The organism is Bacillus sp. HMSC036E02, assembly GCF_001836235.1.
GTDB classification, from domain to species: domain Bacteria; phylum Bacillota; class Bacilli; order Bacillales; family Bacillaceae_G; genus Bacillus_A; species Bacillus_A cereus.
Genome location: NZ_KV827796.1, coordinates 22,506 through 37,791, shown reverse-complemented (window position 1 = coordinate 37,791; position 15,286 = coordinate 22,506). Strand labels below are relative to the sequence as shown.

Sequence of the window (15,286 nt, the reverse complement as noted above, 5' to 3'; positions counted from 1 at the left end):
ACTGATACAATATCATCAGAACCAATTAAAGGGGGACTAGGGTATATGACAACTACTACAACAGTGAAATCCGATATTGAAATCGCACAAGAAGCGAGTATGAAGAAGATTCAAGAAATTGCAGCTGATTTAAATATTTTAGAAGATGAATTAGAGCCATACGGGCATTATAAAGGTAAGTTATCTCTTGATATTTTTAAGCGCTTACAAGATGAGAAAGACGGTAAAGTTGTTTTAGTAACAGCAATTAACCCAACTCCAGCTGGAGAAGGTAAATCAACAGTAACAGTTGGTTTAGGTCAAGCTTTTAACAAAATTGGTAAGAAAACAGTAATTGCACTTCGTGAACCATCTCTTGGACCGACGATGGGATTAAAAGGTGGAGCAGCAGGTGGCGGTTTTTCACAAGTCGTACCAATGGAAGACATTAACCTTCACTTTACTGGAGATATCCATGCGATCACAACTGCCAATAACGCATTAGCAGCGTTTATTGATAATCATATCCAACAAGGAAACACACTTGGAATTGATACGCGTAAAATCGTTTGGAAACGCTGCGTTGACTTAAATGATCGTGCCCTTCGTAACGTAGTAATTGGTCTTGGTGGACCTGTACAAGGTGTACCACGTGAAGACGGTTTTGACATTACAGTAGCATCTGAAATTATGGCCGTGTTCTGCCTTGCAACAGATATTCAAGACTTAAAAGCACGTTTATCTCGCATCGTAGTTGCCTATAACTTTGCAAATCAACCTGTAACGGTTAAAGATTTAGGTGTAGAAGGTGCGTTAACACTATTATTAAAAGACGCATTAAAGCCGAACTTAGTACAAACGTTAGAAAATACACCAGCTATCATTCATGGCGGACCATTTGCGAATATCGCTCACGGTTGTAACAGTGTTATCGCTACAACAATGGCAGCAAAATTAGGTGATTATGTTATTACAGAAGCTGGATTCGGTGCTGATTTAGGCGCTGAGAAGTTTTTAGATATTAAAGCTCGTGCAGCTGGCATTAAACCAGAAGCAGTTGTTATTGTTGCGACGATTCGTGCGCTTAAAATGCATGGCGGCGTTGCAAAAGATCAATTAAAAGAAGAAAATGTAGATGCATTAGCAAAAGGTATGGAAAACTTACAGAAGCATGTTGAAACAATTCAAAGCTTCGGTGTGCCTTTCGTAATTGCAATTAATAAATTCATTACAGATACAGATGCAGAAGTTACATACTTACAAGAGTGGTGTAATGAGCGTGGCTATGCAGTATCCTTAACAGAAGTTTGGGAGAAAGGTGGCCAAGGCGGAGTTGACCTTGCTGAAAAAGTACTAAAAGAAATCGAAAAAGGTGAAAACAACTACGCACCACTTTATGAATTAGAATTACCCTTAGAAGAAAAAATTCGTACAATTGCTCAAAAAGTATATGGCGCAAAAGATATTGAATTTGCTCCGAAAGCACGTAAGCAATTAGCTCAATATGAAGGAGAAGGTTGGAGTAACCTACCAGTTTGTATGGCGAAAACACAATACTCTCTTTCTGACGATGCAACAAAATTAGGTCGTCCATCTGACTTTATTGTTACAATTCGTGAGTTAAAACCATCTATCGGTGCAGGTTTTATCGTTGCGTTAACAGGTACAATGTTAACAATGCCAGGTCTTCCAAAACAACCAGCAGCACTTCAAATGGATGTAAATGAAGATGGAAAAGCAGTAGGTTTATTCTAAAAGGTTGTAATTCATCTCGTTTATCTGTAAACTATATATACATCAAGTGGCGCCTTTCCATCGAAAGGCGCCTGTTTTTTGGAGGAAATTATGTTTGATCCAACTGCTTTTGACAATTTAAAAGTAATCGTAGAAGGTGCTGTGTATGATTTTGATCTACATGGAGATATTCTTGTAACAGATCGAAAAGATATGATGGATCTTGCTTCATTAAGTCGTATATATCATATCTCATTTCAATTAACAGAACCGTTTGAACCATTAGTAGAAGCAACATTTTCATTATCTGTGGATGCAAAGAACTTGTCTGGTGAAATACTAGAAGTGCCTCAGTTTACACCAGGTTGTGAAATGAAGCTAGCATTTTCATTCCCGTTAGAACAACCAGAAGTAAAATGCGAAGAAATTGAAACATTAATGCGTTCTATATGGGGAAAAGAAAGAATGATTATGCAGAAAGTTTCATACGAATATAATAAGCAAGCGATTTCATATCATAATAAGGTAGAGGTTCTATTTCAAAAAGCGATTACAGAAGACCATGTTGATGATTTAATAGCTGTTATTTCACACATGATAGAAACGGTGCGAACAATACAGCATTTTCTTCAAAAATAGAGATAAAGGAGAAAAACAAATGATAAAAGATATGCAACCATTTTTACAACAAGCTTGGGAGAAGGCTGGTTTTAAAGAGTTAACTGAAATTCAAAAACAAGCGATTCCAACTATTTTAGAAGGACAAGACGTTATAGCTGAATCTCCAACTGGAACAGGAAAAACATTAGCGTACTTATTACCACTTTTACATAAAATTAATCCTGAAGTAAAACAGCCACAAGTTGTTGTTTTAGCGCCAACACGTGAACTTGTAATGCAAATTCATGAAGAGGTTCAAAAGTTTACAGCAGGAACTGAAATTTCAGGTGCATCTTTAATTGGTGGTGCAGATATTAAGCGCCAAGTTGAAAAATTAAAGAAACACCCAAGAGTAATTGTCGGTTCACCAGGCCGTATTTTAGAATTAATTCGTATGAAAAAGCTAAAAATGCATGAAGTAAAAACAATTGTATTTGATGAGTTTGATCAAATTGTAAAGCAAAAAATGATGGGCGCAGTGCAAGATGTAATTAAATCAACGATGCGCGATCGTCAATTAGTATTCTTCTCGGCGACAATGACAAAAGCGGCAGAAGATGCGGCACGTGATTTAGCAGTGGAACCACAATTAGTACGTGTAACACGTGCAGAATCAAAAAGCTTAGTTGAGCATACGTATATCATTTGTGAGCGACGCGAAAAAAATGATTACGTAAGAAGAATTATGCATATGGGCGATGTAAAAGCAGTTGCTTTCTTAAACGATCCATTCCGTTTAGATGAAATTACAGAGAAATTGAAATTCCGTAAAATGAAAGCGGCGGCTCTTCATGCAGAAGCAAGTAAACAAGAGCGCGAAGCGACAATGCGTGCTTTCCGCGGAGGGAAATTAGAAATTCTACTTGCTACTGATATTGCAGCGCGCGGTATCGATATTGACGATTTAACACATGTAATTCATCTAGAGTTACCAGACACAGTAGACCAATATATTCACCGCTCAGGACGTACTGGACGTATGGGTAAAGAAGGAACTGTCGTATCTCTTGTAACTCCACAAGAAGAGCGCAAATTACTGCAATTTGCGAAAAAACTAGGCATCGTATTTACGAAGCAAGAAATGTTCAAAGGATCATTCGTAGAAACGAAACCGAAAGCACCAAAGAAAAAGAAACCAGCATTTACTGGGAAGAAAAAGCCTAGATAAATGATGGAGAAGGCGTAACTATTTGTAGTTACGTCTTTTTTGTTTGTAAACAAGTGATAATGGGAATTGTATTAGTGTTTTTAATGTGCCTATCATATATATGCTTCTACTGGGAGTATCGAAAAAAGGGTAGTTTATTTATTTGGTTTATACGAGGAAATAATATAAAAAAGTCGAATATTAAAATGATGCGAAATAATAAAAAGAAGGTACATATATGGATAGGAAATTAGGAATGTTTTTGAATACAAAATATATTGAAGTAAACGAAGGAATAAAAAAGGCGAGAGAATGGGGGTTAGAATATATTCAATTATATGCTATGAATAAAAACTTTAACTTAGCTAATATTCCAATGGCAGAGTGGAATGCTTTAAAGAAAAGCGTATCTTTTAATGGAATAAAGATTCCATCATTAGCAATTAGTTTTGGAGAAAATGGAATTATGGGAATAGAAGCTGAGAGTGCAATAGATCAGTTTAAATATATTACTGACAGAGGTTTGGAGCTTGGGACAAAGAACATAACAGCTCATATTGGGAAAGTTCCAGATGATGAAAAAAGTGCCTACTATGATAAAATGCTACGTGTTTGTAATGAAATAGGGGACTTAGCGTTCAGATTTGGAGGATTCTTCGCCATTGAGACGGGATCTGAAAAAGCAATAGTATTAAAACGATTTTTAGAAACTGCAAACTCGAAAGGACTAGCTGTTAACTTTGACCCAGCAAATTTAATAAGTGATGTAAATGAAAATCCGGGAGAAGGTTTATTACTATTAAAAGATTATATAGTACAAACTCATATTAAAGATTGTAAAGAAGTGAAAAGTGATCGTTCAACTAAGTATATAGAAGTCGCAGCAGGGAATGGTGAAGTAGATTTCGATATATTCTTCAAAGTATTAGATAAAATTGGATTCGACGGATATAACATGATTGAAAGAAATGATTATTTTGATGAACTGGATGGGATGAGTCAGTCGATAAATTTTGCAAAGAAGTACATACCAACTCAAAAGGAATAACGATAGTATTTGTAGAAAGCTACATAGAATATAAAAACCATTAGGGGGAAATGTAATGATCCATAAAGTAGGACAAATTATGTTATATGTAAATAATCAAGATGAGGCAGTAAATTTTTGGACGGAGAAGGTAGGGTTTCATGTAGTTGCAGAGGAAGATAATAAGCAAGGAATGAGATGGATTGAAATCGCTCCGAAAAGCGGTGCGGAAACGAGCATTATATTACATAATAAAGAAGTTATTTCGAAAATGAGCCCAGAATTGAATCTTGGTACACCGTCTTTAATGTTCTTCTCAGAAAATCTTGATCAACTATATACAGATTTAACAAATAAAAATGTTACTGTTGGAGAAATGGTAACTATGCCTTCTGGTAAAGTGTTTAACTTTGCTGATAGCGAAGGGAATTATTTTGCGGTTATGGAGAAGAACCAATAATAATATTGCTATGTGAAAATCCCCCTCAAATATATTTGAGGGGGATTAAATTTTTGAAGTGGATTTTTCATTAGAGAGTTGTTTAATAAAAAATACTCCTTTTTCAATAGCTGTCTCAATATAGCCAACGATTTGATCAAACGTAAATACTTGTAAGTCTTCATGCAAATGTTGCTTTGGATACAACATATCTTCAAAAAGATACTTTCGAAAAGCTAAAACGTTTTCTTTAGAAACCTCTTCAATATCCACAATGTGAGCCTCTTGATTGAGAAGAGAGAAAAGCTGTTGTTCTTGATCGTAATGATGAAGCAACTTTGCATTTAACAATTTAAAATCGTTATAGTACAGGGGTGCGATAGTTTCGTCATTCTCTATTCTATTTTTTAGCCAAGGTAGAAAAAATCCACTTAGCCAATTATCATCGGCAATGAGGTGGGTATAATAGCCTAAAATAAATGGGGAATCTATATGTGATTCATATTTATGAAAAAATGAATCATAATCTATTCTTCTCGTATAGTTCTTCGTTGTACCGGCATAAAAATGTGAGGTTCCTTTTTCTTTTTTTGAATGAACAGCATCAGGGGCTACAGCTCCAAGTAAGAAAGAAGTCTTATCGTGAATTGATAGTTTCTCAGCAATACCACTAGCGATAATAACATGCATAATTCGTGATCCCATGAATGCCACCTCTGTTTCCAGTATTCATTTCAGGAAGAGGACTAAACAGTTAGTATTACTTTCCCTGTACTTTTTCTACTTTCGACCCATTCATGTGCTTTCCCTGCATTTTGAAGTGGAAAAGATTTCGTAGCCTTAATTTGTAAACGTCCGTCACGCAAATAACGGAAAACTTCATTTGCAGTTTCTTGGAGCAGTTTAGGACGCTTTTTTCGTGTGGTTCCAAAGCTAAAACCGAGTATAGAGCGGCAACTTGCATGTAAATCTTTCGTTTGAAAGTTACCAATTTCACCGCTAGCATTACCGAAATGAACGAGGCGACCGTAATAAGCAAGGCAGTTTAAACTTCTTTCAGAAACCGTTCCAGAAATAGAGTCTAAAATTACATCAACCCCTTCACCATTTGTCAGTTCATTGACTTTCTCTACAAAATCTTCATCTTGATGACAAATAACATAATCAGCTCCAGCATCTAAAGCAATTTCTTTTTTTGCTTCACTTCCGACAGTGCCTATAACTGTTCCAGCCTCTAATAGTTTAGCAAGTTGAATAGCAGTAGTGCCAATTCCGCCAGCAGCCGCATGAATGAGTACAGATTCACCTTGTTGAAGCCTTGCAACATTTGCGAGTAAATTATAGCTTGTAAAAGATACGATTGGACAAGCGGCTGCAGTTTGAAAGTCAACTTCATGGGGTAATACGAAAGTAAGATTTTCATTTGCAACAACGTATTCTGCGTAAGATCCATTTTGAGGAAAAGCAATGACACGTTGTCCAGGGTGAATATTTTTCACATGAGAACCGACACGTTCTACAATACCAGTGGCATCTATACCTGGAATAAAAGGTAGTGCTTTATTTCCTTTTTTACCATAACGTGATTTAATATCAGCGAAATTTACACTAGTAGCAACAACGCGAATTAAAACTTGATCTTCTGAAATAGCCGGTATATCCAAATCTGTATATTTCATCACTTCAGGACCACCGAACGACGTTACAACGATAGCTTTCATCATATATCCTCCTAAATTTGACTATATAAATTATTTTAAATCTTTATCAGAAATTGGAAAATTATATAATAGTTATGTGTGGTTATAAGTGAAGCTTATGAACTCAATGAATCATAATATTAATTTATATAAAAAAACTTTAAAAAAATCGAACGAAATATGAATTACCTGCCAATATATAGTGTAAGACAAAGGAGGGCTGGAATATGAAGGGTGAAATAGATTACGCACATTTAATCCAATTAACTTTATCAGGAAATAAAGAAGCATATAGCAAGTTGTATGATAAAACGATTCAAGAAGTATATAAAACAGCACATTTTTTAATAGAGGATAAAACGGATGTAGATGATGTCGTTCAAGAAATATACATACAACTATATGAATCGCTTCGTAAGTATGATAGCGAGAAGCCATTTCGTCCTTGGCTAATTGGACTTGCGATTAAACAAATTCACTCTTATAGAAGAAAGAGGTGGATGCGACTACGAATTATAAAAAAAGCAGAAGAGCAAAGAAAGTCAGTGCAAATTGATTTTTCTAACGATGTTGTAAGTAAAATATCAAACCAAAAACTAATTGAACTCATTCATAAATTACCGTATAAATTGAAACAAGTTATTATCTTAAGATACTTACACGATTATTCACAAGAAGAAGTAGCACAAATATTACATATTCCAATTGGTACTGTGAAATCTAGAATTCACGCAGCATTAAAGAAACTACGTCAAAAAGAGCAAGTAGAAGAAATCTTTTTAGGAGAGGTAGGGAATGTGAAATGAGTTTAGATTGTAGAGTTAGGGAATCTATACAAGAAGAAGCAAAAGGTATTGTTGCCCCGCCGGATTTAAAAGAAAAAGTAATCGTACAAATAAAAATGAAGCACGGGCGGAGTAAGAGGAAGAAACGCCTTATCGCAGGAGTACTTGCAGCAGCTCTTTTAATCCCGACGACTGGTTTTGCGTATCAATCTATTATGGCGGATGGTATATACGGATCTTTCGAGAATTTAAAAAAACATGCCGGAACGATGACATTAGAGGCGTATATGCGTTTTAGTGCAAAATTATCAGAGGCGAAAGATGAAATGGGTACGAAGGAATATGAAGAGTTTACAAAAGAACTAAAAAAATTAACAAATGCAAAACTTACGTACGGAGATTCGAACGGTAATATTGATTATGATCAATTATCACCAGCAAAAAGAGAAGAAATGAAAAAGGTAAGTATGGGTCTTCAGCCATACTTTGATAAATTAAATGGTCATAAGTCTAGTAAAGAAGTATTAACACAAAAAGAGTTTGACCGTTATGTGGAAGCTTTAATGACATATGAAATCGTACAAGTGAAGACAAAATCAACTGGTGGGATGAAAGTAGAAGAAGTACCTGAGGCGTACAAAGAAAGATTTATTAAAGCAGAGCAGTTTATGGAATATGTAAATGAAAAGGTGCAATAATTAGAAAAGCTCATAGCCTTAGCTTTGAGCTTTTTTATTGAAACAAAAAAGAGTGTTCAATTATACTTTTTCATATTTGCATTATCTTTTTGTATAAAACAATCTAAAAGGGAATAACCAGCTATTAAACTAATTATCGTAACAAAAGTTGTATTTATTAGAATAATATTAACTAAATAAGGTAGGTATTCTGCAAGTGGTGAAAAGAGTAGTGCTGGGGAAAAGGAAATGAATAGTGTAGGCACTGTAATAGCAATAAATTTATCCGGTTGAAAGCTCCAGTTTTGTTTACTTGTTTCGCGATTAATAGATTGAAGGAATCGTAATAAAATGCCAACTATAAGAGGGAAGAGTGTAAAGTAGAATAATCTTGGATAAACGTTAAAGTTCACTTGCGTGTCTGTATCTAAATAAAATTGAATTTTTACTCCTACAAATAATAATAAGACGATAAATAATGTAAAGCAGAGGTATAGCATCAATTTTTGCATTATATTCCACCATCCTTTACTCAAAATATATTCAAAAAAAGAAGAGATATACAATAACTACTGTTGTATATCTCTTCTTTTACTGTTAGTTAATAGTGGAGTTTCCTTTTTCTTGCTTCGTGAAATAATCAATAATGCCCATTGCACTAATTTCTATATCTAGATGTAAAATATTATAAACGGAATGATCTGATGGAACGTTTAACTTTGTAAGATGAGAAGAGATTTTATCCATTAACAAAGTTTGTAAAGCTTTAGTCGCTTCATCGAAATCATTATACTTTTCAAAGACTTCCTTACCAGTATGAACGAAAATAGGTAGCCAATGTTCCAGTTGATTGTATACTTCTGTAACATGAGAGGATGCGCCGTAATGACCGAAATAAATAGTATCTACATCCATACTTTGAATATGATTTTTAGAAGCAATCATCGCATCTGGTTGAAATTGTGAAGGGGACGTTGATGGTAGATACAGTTCTACACCAACGTTTGCGAGTTCTCTATAATAAATTCCAATTGTATCACCAGTGAAAATCCCGTTTGTTAATGAATCGTGAATGCTAATATGGTGCTTCGCATGTCCTGGTGTATCGTAAAATGTAAGGGTGCGGTCTTTTGCAATTTTTAACGTATCACCATGTTGTACAATACGAACACGTTCTTCTTCTATAGGAAGAATTGGATCAAATAGTTTATCAAAATCTTCTTTGTATACAGCTTTTGCACCTAAAATGAGTTTTGTTGGGTCAATCATATGACGAGCACCGCGAGAATGCACATATAAAGTAGCATTTGGGCACTTTTCCATCATTAAACCAGCAGCCCCTGCGTGATCTAAATGAACGTGTGTAACGATAATGTTTTTAACTGCGTTTAAATCAATATGTAATTGTTGTAAGCCTTCTAAAATATACGGAAGAGAAGGGGCTGCACAAGTTTCAATTAAAGTAATATCGTCACCTAATAAAACGTACGTACCAGTTCGTTCATTATGTTGTAAATCGAAATCATCAATCAGATATAGGTGAGAAGATAATTGCTCTACTTTTTTCATATTTACCACTCCTTATATACTTCATGTTTCTATTATACGCTAAAATAGAAAAAAGGCAGAAAACGAAGCTCGTCTTCTGCCTTTTTGTAATATTATTATTTCGTTTGTTGTTTATTAATAGACATAATGAACAGTCCAACAATCCCGCCTACTAATGGAAGCATAATCTCTCCTGCTAAATTAAAGTAGGAGCTTAAGAATAAACCATTTACATCGATTACCCAGCCAGTAACATACAATAACATCATATATAGTACGAAATAAAACTCGCGATTTGAAATCGTTTCATGTTGTGCAGTTTTCATAATGGACACCATCCTTTTCTTTTATAATGGAATATAAACTGTCACATTTTGTTCACATTTCAATTGTAAAACTTTCCATCATAAAAGTCTAGTAGTATGTGTCGAATTTTGAACGAAAATAAAGCGCTATCATTATATCTTATAAGTACGTAATAAGAGATGTATATTCACGAATGTAGTATAGTATAAACATAGAATGATAGTGAAGAGAGGGGCAAAGACAATGACAGTTTATGATTTTTCAGCTAAAACAATTACCGGTGAAGAAAAATCGTTAAAAGATTACGAAGGAAAAGCACTTCTTATTGTAAATGTAGCTAGTAAATGTGGTTTCACACCGCAATATAAAGGATTACAAGAGGTGTATGATAAATATAAAGACCAAGGACTTGAAATACTCGGATTCCCTTGTAACCAATTCGGAGGACAAGAACCAGGTACAGAAGCGGACATTACTAGTTTTTGTGAATTAAACTACGGTGTAAACTTCCCAATGTTTGCAAAGGTTGATGTGAAAGGTGATAAGGCTCATCCTTTATATACATACATGACAGAACAAGCACCAGGTTTACTCGGTATGAAAGCAGTGAAATGGAATTTTACGAAGTTTTTAATCGGAAAAGACGGGAAAGTAGTAGGGCGTTTTGCGCCGCAGACGAAGCCGGTAGATTTAGAGGTTGAGATTGAGAAGGTACTTGGAGAATAATTAGGAGTTTCACTTTATTAAAAAACGTCTCAAAGAACAATGTAGTTCTTTGAGACGTTTTCTTTAAACTCACATTTTCAAGATTAAATTACTGTATCAAAGCCATCTGATTTAGGTAGAGAAGCTGCTTTTTTCATAAGCACTTCCCATAAGTGTACGGATTTCTTCCATTCTGCTGCAGCCTGCCCCTGTTTATACATAGCGTTCTCATAACTGGCAGTAAGTTGTTGCATATCGGCCGAGTTGTAAAGTGTATCGATATGGAGAGCGTATTCTCGGAATGTTTGACTTTCACCCCGTGGTATGCCAATTCTTGCAAATTGTTTTAAAAGTGCACCGTAAGCTTTTTGATAAACAGCATCATTTTTTCGGTATTTATAGAAATGAATAATAAGAAATGTCCTCCATATCATTCTAGTGGTGAAGAGAATGTATCCCATAATACTAATTAGTATCGTAGAGAGGAATACGTACCACCAAGAAAAACTAGTTTGAGAATTTGTGACCTTTTTAGTAGAAGCTTCTTCTGTATTTTTTATTAAACTTTTAAGTTTTGCTTCATTATTTCGTTGTTGTATTTGCGTGTTATTAGAATTATTTGCTTCGCTATTTTGTGAAATAGGAGCAGGCGTATTATTTATAAAATTATAGGGATTAGTAAATCCTTTTGTTGGTTCGAATGGAATCCATCCGTATCCTGGGAAATATACTTCGACCCAAGAGTGTGCGTTATCGTTCGTGATTGTATAAACATCCTCACCTTCTGCAGAGGCAAGTGTATTGTCAAGAGTTCCTTCTGTATAGCCTTTTACCCAGCGAGCAGGAATCCCGGCAGAACGAAGTAGTACAATCATAGACGTCGAAAAATTATTACAGTAGCCGCTTTTTGTATCGAAAAGGAATTGATCTACATAATCTTGGCTTTTGGCAGGGAATAAGACATTCGTTGATTCGTATGTAAAAGAGTTGTCTGTAAAGTAATTTTCAATAGCTAATACTTTATCATATCGGTTGTCTTTATCATTTGTAAGATTGACAGCCAAGTCTTTTACGCGCTGTGGTAATGACTTGGGAAGTTGTGTGTACTTTGTCATAAAATAAGGATTTGTTTCTTGACCTTGATTTGTTTTTACAGCTTTCAAGTTTTCTATGGAAAACTCAGGGATCTCATATGTTACTTTATACGAATGTAAAGTAGTAGAAGAGTCTCCATTCATTGTATAAATTTTTTCTGAAAACGGGTCAACACTGTATGATACATCAGAAGCAGCCTCAACTGATACTAATCCTGCTGGATAGGTAAGGTGAGGATAACTTTTTTGCATGGTAATTGTTGCCTCAGTCGTTTTCATTTTTGTATTTTGTTCGTACCAGCTTACGACGTTGTTTTTATTTTTAAAAGAAATCTTTTTCGGATTTTCAGAAATTTCCCAGCCTTTTCCTGTATAAAAATCTTTTGTTTCTACTCTCCAATATTGTTTGTTTTGCGTTCGTGCTGTGAAAACAACTGTAGGATCCGCCTTAAAAGGACCGCCTAATCGCGAGTCATCTAAACCATACCCAATTGTAGAAATTTTTTGTTCTTTACTTGCTTCAGATGTGTTGAATTTTAAAAAATCCATTGGGTTTGGCCATTGAGGGCCAAATTTTGGAGCAAAGTATGCAATGGTTGCTAATAATACGATAAATATTGTAAGTGGTCTAAGTAATTTTGAGATTTCCCTAGCATAATTTTGTAAGTGTTCACGTTCTTTTATTCGTTCTACTTGAAGAAGACTAAGCATAAAAAAGCCGATGACAACAGTACGAATAATAGCGTAGTTTGCATTGTATAAATGTAAGTTATGAAAAGTTGCGATATAAATAATAGTCAATACAAGAAATAGAAACCCACGTTTTTTATGAATAATCCAAAATGAAGTAAAAGAACTCAAAAACCAAAATGAGAGAAAAAATAAAACCGTCGGAAAAACTGGAGAAATATCTAGTAAATTCCCTTGGAAAAACAGGGAGGAATTTCGAAACATATCAGAAAAGAATGCTGTTAGCCAAGATGGATTTATAAAAGCATTTTTATAATATAGGGAATGAATGATAAATAGGACTGTGACAATTTTTATTGGAATCTGCCACCTCGTTTGAAAAAAAGAGAGAGCGAAGCAAATTCCTATAAATGTTACGAAAATATCTAATCTACCTACATTTGTAATACCTATAAGAGGTCTTAGCCATTCTAGTAAAAGAAGAAATACACATGCATGCATGAAGAATCTGTTCGTATCCCACTTGTATTTTGTTTGTAATGTTATCATTTGCTCACCTCAAAAAACACGTTTGTATACCGGTTTTCATAAACCGTGTTTACAAATATTTGTCGTTTTTTTAGAGTTTCTATTATACTGATTTCTCGGTGTGAAAGTTGATTCGCTTTTTCTTTCACGACAAAAACCATACATTTTCTATTTCTTATAGCAGCACAATCAGCCGCCTTTTGAATATCGGGAGAAAGATTACTGGTCACGAGTATAACCGTGACGGGCTCATAAATTTTTCTTAGTTCCATGTCTACACTCTGGGAGAGCGGGAATACACTGTCTGCTTGTACTTTTGCTAAATGACAAAGGATTTGTTGTAACTGCGTATCTCCATTGTCTAAAGGGAAAATAGTTTGTTCTTTTCCGATAGACACGAATGATGCTGGTGAATTTTGTTTCAAGACAGCCCTTACGATAGAGGCAGTAAATGTGACGACTGATTCGAATAGAGGAGACTCGGTTCTGTCTATGAATATCATGATATTATGGCTGCGCTGTTGTTCAAACTCTTTTGTCATAATATTGTTTGTTCGTGCAGTTGCTTTCCAATCGATCCATGAAAAGCGATCGCCAGGTTTATAGTCTCTGACACCGACCGAGATTGTAGAGTCTTTTGCTGAATTTATATTTGCTGAAAGCACTCCTTGTTCGAAATGATTTTCCAATTGTTGATACGCTATATCTACATACTGGGGATAGACTAAAAATGTATTTGGAACTGAAAAAGTTACTTCTTTCTCCATCATGCCGAATAAATCGCCAGTTTTGACACGAACGCTTGAAAAAGTGTGCTCGCCTCTAGGGATTGTGTCAATAACATATTGAAACGAAATATTTCGTTTCAATCCTGGGAAGAGTACTACCTTATTCATCTTTATTTGTTTACAACTTATAAATTGTGGTGGCAGTTCATCTTCTATAACTAAATAAAGTAAGGGAAAAGGAAATTTTCTTTTTATTGTAATCATGCTTACAAATTGTTCTCCTACTACATATCCATTTTGGTTTGTTATTCGCTTTACTTCAGCGTCCCGTAAAGCGTAGAAGGGGAGTAGTAGTGAATAAAGAGCAATGGGAATTATGCTGTAAAATAAAAACCAACTTACAAACCCTCCTTGAAACATAGCGTACACAAATGTTAAGACTAGGCAAAAAGGGAGTAGCAATAACTTCGTAACGTGATATAGCGCTCGCAGTATTCGTTTCATCAAGGGTTCATCGTCCTTTGAGTCGGCACAGTAGTTCGTGCAACGATTTTTGCGATAACTTGTTCGCCAGTTATTCCTTCAAATTTTGCTTCCATTTTTATAATGAGTCTATGTGCTAAAACGTAAGGGGCTAAAAGTTTAACATCGTCTGGAATAACATAATTCCTGCCATGGATAAATGCATAAGCTTGTGAAGCTTTCATTAAAGCAATCGAACCACGTGGACTTGCACCTAACTGTATAGAACTGTACGTACGAGTCTGATTAACAAGCTTTACAATGTAATGCTTAATTGCTTTGTCCATACTTACTACCCGTACGCTTTGTTGTAAATAAATTAATTCTTGTATTGTAGTAATGGTCTGTAATTGAGAGAGTGGATTTGTTTTTTCCATCCGGTTTAAAATTTCAAATTCTTCTTCTGGTGTAGGATATCCCATTTTTAGTTTCAATAAGAAACGATCGAGCTGAGCTTCTGGTAGAGAATATGTTCCTTCATATTCGACCGGATTTTGTGTAGCCATGACAAAGAACGGCTTTGGTAAAGGTCTTGTAATACCATCTATTGTAATATTGCCTTCTTCCATACATTCAAGTAAAGCAGATTGTGTCTTTGGAGATGTACGATTAATTTCATCAGCAAGTACAAAATTCCCCATAATTGGTCCAGGCTTGAACTCAAATTGGAGCTCTTTCGGATTATAAATCGAAACTCCTGTTACATCTGACGGCAATAAATCAGGTGTAAATTGAATTCGCTTATAATCAGCATCAATGGATTTAGAAAGAGCACGTACTAGCATTGTTTTCCCGACACCAGGAACATCTTCTAATAGCACATGACCTTCAGCTAAGAGAGCTGTCAAAGCTAAGGTCGTTTCTTTTCGTTTTCCGACCATTATTTTTTCAATATTATTGATTATTTTTTCTACAGTGGGATGTAATGAATCAAGCTGGGGCATCGTAATCCTCCTAATGTTATTATCGTTTTCTAATCTATTTAGTGGACATATTTCTAATTCTATTTGTAGATAG

At 35.0% G+C, this 15,286-nt stretch carries 16 protein-coding genes; 8 read left to right on the top strand and 8 right to left on the bottom strand.

Going from position 1 to position 15,286, the window contains the following annotated elements:
• Positions 1–45: 45 nt before the first annotated feature.
• The 5 genes from HMPREF2590_RS00355 (at position 46) to HMPREF2590_RS00335 (ending at position 5,007) form a co-directional block, all read left to right on the top strand.
• Positions 46–1,734 carry a formate--tetrahydrofolate ligase gene (locus HMPREF2590_RS00355; protein ID WP_014482011.1) on the top strand — a complete coding sequence of 563 codons (1,689 nt, stop codon included), beginning with the start codon at positions 46–48 and terminating at the stop codon, positions 1,732–1,734.
• A 90-nt stretch (positions 1,735–1,824) separates the two neighbouring features.
• Positions 1,825–2,352, top strand: coding sequence for a hypothetical protein (locus tag HMPREF2590_RS00350; RefSeq protein ID WP_000460219.1), 528 nt, complete (start codon positions 1,825–1,827; stop codon positions 2,350–2,352).
• Between the two features lie 19 nt (positions 2,353–2,371).
• Positions 2,372–3,541: a DEAD/DEAH box helicase gene (locus tag HMPREF2590_RS00345; RefSeq protein WP_000588613.1), complete on the top strand. Its 1,170-nt coding sequence runs from the start codon at positions 2,372–2,374 to the stop codon at positions 3,539–3,541.
• A gap of 217 nt (positions 3,542–3,758) precedes the next feature.
• Positions 3,759–4,568, top strand: a complete 810-nt coding sequence (locus HMPREF2590_RS00340) for a sugar phosphate isomerase/epimerase family protein (protein WP_000375214.1) — start codon at positions 3,759–3,761, stop codon at positions 4,566–4,568.
• 55 nt (positions 4,569–4,623) lie between these two features.
• Positions 4,624–5,007, top strand: a complete 384-nt coding sequence (locus HMPREF2590_RS00335) for a VOC family protein (RefSeq protein WP_000581467.1) — start codon at positions 4,624–4,626, stop codon at positions 5,005–5,007.
• A gap of 45 nt (positions 5,008–5,052) precedes the next feature.
• Here the strand turns inward: HMPREF2590_RS00335 and HMPREF2590_RS00330 are convergent, their stop codons facing one another.
• Entirely contained in the window at positions 5,053–5,691 is a 639-nt protein-coding gene (locus HMPREF2590_RS00330; RefSeq protein WP_000535630.1) for a zinc dependent phospholipase C family protein, read from the bottom strand.
• Positions 5,692–5,732: 41 nt separating this feature from the next.
• Positions 5,733–6,707, bottom strand: a complete 975-nt coding sequence (locus tag HMPREF2590_RS00325; protein WP_000644632.1) for a quinone oxidoreductase family protein — start codon at positions 6,705–6,707, stop codon at positions 5,733–5,735.
• 206 nt (positions 6,708–6,913) lie between these two features.
• Here HMPREF2590_RS00325 and HMPREF2590_RS00320 point away from each other — a divergent pair, with 206 nt between their 5' ends.
• Both HMPREF2590_RS00320 and HMPREF2590_RS00315 read left to right on the top strand, forming a co-directional pair.
• Positions 6,914–7,492, top strand: coding sequence for a sigma-70 family RNA polymerase sigma factor (locus HMPREF2590_RS00320; RefSeq protein WP_000675563.1), 579 nt, complete (start codon positions 6,914–6,916; stop codon positions 7,490–7,492).
• Positions 7,489–8,169 carry a DUF3600 domain-containing protein gene (locus tag HMPREF2590_RS00315; protein WP_000050676.1) on the top strand — a complete coding sequence of 227 codons (681 nt, stop codon included), beginning with the start codon at positions 7,489–7,491 and terminating at the stop codon, positions 8,167–8,169. The genes HMPREF2590_RS00320 and HMPREF2590_RS00315 overlap by 4 nt, the downstream gene beginning before the upstream one ends.
• 56 nt (positions 8,170–8,225) lie before the next feature.
• Here the strand turns inward: HMPREF2590_RS00315 and HMPREF2590_RS00310 are convergent, their stop codons facing one another.
• From HMPREF2590_RS00310 to HMPREF2590_RS00300, 3 genes are all read right to left on the bottom strand, one after another.
• Complete coding sequence (locus tag HMPREF2590_RS00310; protein WP_001170916.1) at positions 8,226–8,660, bottom strand: hypothetical protein; 435 nt, start codon at positions 8,658–8,660, stop codon at positions 8,226–8,228.
• Between the two features lie 85 nt (positions 8,661–8,745).
• Entirely contained in the window at positions 8,746–9,717 is a 972-nt protein-coding gene (locus tag HMPREF2590_RS00305) for an MBL fold metallo-hydrolase (protein ID WP_000755002.1), read from the bottom strand.
• 95 nt (positions 9,718–9,812) lie between these two features.
• Positions 9,813–10,022 carry a DUF3925 domain-containing protein gene (locus tag HMPREF2590_RS00300; protein WP_000844984.1) on the bottom strand — a complete coding sequence of 70 codons (210 nt, stop codon included), beginning with the start codon at positions 10,020–10,022 and terminating at the stop codon, positions 9,813–9,815.
• A gap of 223 nt (positions 10,023–10,245) precedes the next feature.
• Between HMPREF2590_RS00300 and bsaA the strand changes: the two genes are divergently transcribed.
• Positions 10,246–10,728, top strand: a complete 483-nt coding sequence (gene bsaA / locus HMPREF2590_RS00295; RefSeq protein WP_000219434.1) for a glutathione peroxidase — start codon at positions 10,246–10,248, stop codon at positions 10,726–10,728.
• 83 nt (positions 10,729–10,811) lie between these two features.
• Here bsaA and HMPREF2590_RS00290 read toward each other — a convergent pair whose 3' ends face one another.
• From HMPREF2590_RS00290 to HMPREF2590_RS00280, 3 genes are read right to left on the bottom strand one after another with little or no spacing between them, the layout of a single operon-like run.
• Positions 10,812–13,040, bottom strand: a complete 2,229-nt coding sequence (locus HMPREF2590_RS00290) for a transglutaminase TgpA family protein (RefSeq protein ID WP_000631791.1) — start codon at positions 13,038–13,040, stop codon at positions 10,812–10,814.
• Positions 13,037–14,251: a DUF58 domain-containing protein gene (locus HMPREF2590_RS00285; protein ID WP_000821907.1), complete on the bottom strand. Its 1,215-nt coding sequence runs from the start codon at positions 14,249–14,251 to the stop codon at positions 13,037–13,039. The genes HMPREF2590_RS00290 and HMPREF2590_RS00285 overlap by 4 nt, the downstream gene beginning before the upstream one ends.
• On the bottom strand, positions 14,251–15,213 hold the full coding sequence (locus HMPREF2590_RS00280) for an AAA family ATPase (protein WP_001135820.1): 963 nt from the start codon (positions 15,211–15,213) through the stop codon (positions 14,251–14,253). Before HMPREF2590_RS00280 ends, HMPREF2590_RS00285 begins: the two co-directional genes overlap by 1 nt.
• Positions 15,214–15,286 lie beyond the last annotated feature (73 nt).

Coding starts and splice junctions, on each gene's coding strand:
- HMPREF2590_RS00280 (WP_001135820.1), bottom strand. CDS start 15,213: ATGCCCCAGCTTGATTCATTACATCCCACTGTAGAAAAAATAATCAAT.
- HMPREF2590_RS00310 (WP_001170916.1), bottom strand. CDS start 8,660: ATGCAAAAATTGATGCTATACCTCTGCTTTACATTATTTATCGTCTTA.
- HMPREF2590_RS00345 (WP_000588613.1), top strand. CDS start 2,372: ATGATAAAAGATATGCAACCATTTTTACAACAAGCTTGGGAGAAGGCT.
- HMPREF2590_RS00325 (WP_000644632.1), bottom strand. CDS start 6,707: ATGAAAGCTATCGTTGTAACGTCGTTCGGTGGTCCTGAAGTGATGAAA.
- HMPREF2590_RS00350 (WP_000460219.1), top strand. CDS start 1,825: ATGTTTGATCCAACTGCTTTTGACAATTTAAAAGTAATCGTAGAAGGT.
- HMPREF2590_RS00285 (WP_000821907.1), bottom strand. CDS start 14,251: ATGAAACGAATACTGCGAGCGCTATATCACGTTACGAAGTTATTGCTA.
- HMPREF2590_RS00320 (WP_000675563.1), top strand. CDS start 6,914: ATGAAGGGTGAAATAGATTACGCACATTTAATCCAATTAACTTTATCA.
- HMPREF2590_RS00355 (WP_014482011.1), top strand. CDS start 46: ATGACAACTACTACAACAGTGAAATCCGATATTGAAATCGCACAAGAA.
- HMPREF2590_RS00330 (WP_000535630.1), bottom strand. CDS start 5,691: ATGGGATCACGAATTATGCATGTTATTATCGCTAGTGGTATTGCTGAG.
- bsaA (WP_000219434.1), top strand. CDS start 10,246: ATGACAGTTTATGATTTTTCAGCTAAAACAATTACCGGTGAAGAAAAA.
- HMPREF2590_RS00290 (WP_000631791.1), bottom strand. CDS start 13,040: ATGATAACATTACAAACAAAATACAAGTGGGATACGAACAGATTCTTC.
- HMPREF2590_RS00340 (WP_000375214.1), top strand. CDS start 3,759: ATGGATAGGAAATTAGGAATGTTTTTGAATACAAAATATATTGAAGTA.
- HMPREF2590_RS00335 (WP_000581467.1), top strand. CDS start 4,624: ATGATCCATAAAGTAGGACAAATTATGTTATATGTAAATAATCAAGAT.
- HMPREF2590_RS00305 (WP_000755002.1), bottom strand. CDS start 9,717: ATGAAAAAAGTAGAGCAATTATCTTCTCACCTATATCTGATTGATGAT.
- HMPREF2590_RS00315 (WP_000050676.1), top strand. CDS start 7,489: ATGAGTTTAGATTGTAGAGTTAGGGAATCTATACAAGAAGAAGCAAAA.
- HMPREF2590_RS00300 (WP_000844984.1), bottom strand. CDS start 10,022: ATGAAAACTGCACAACATGAAACGATTTCAAATCGCGAGTTTTATTTC.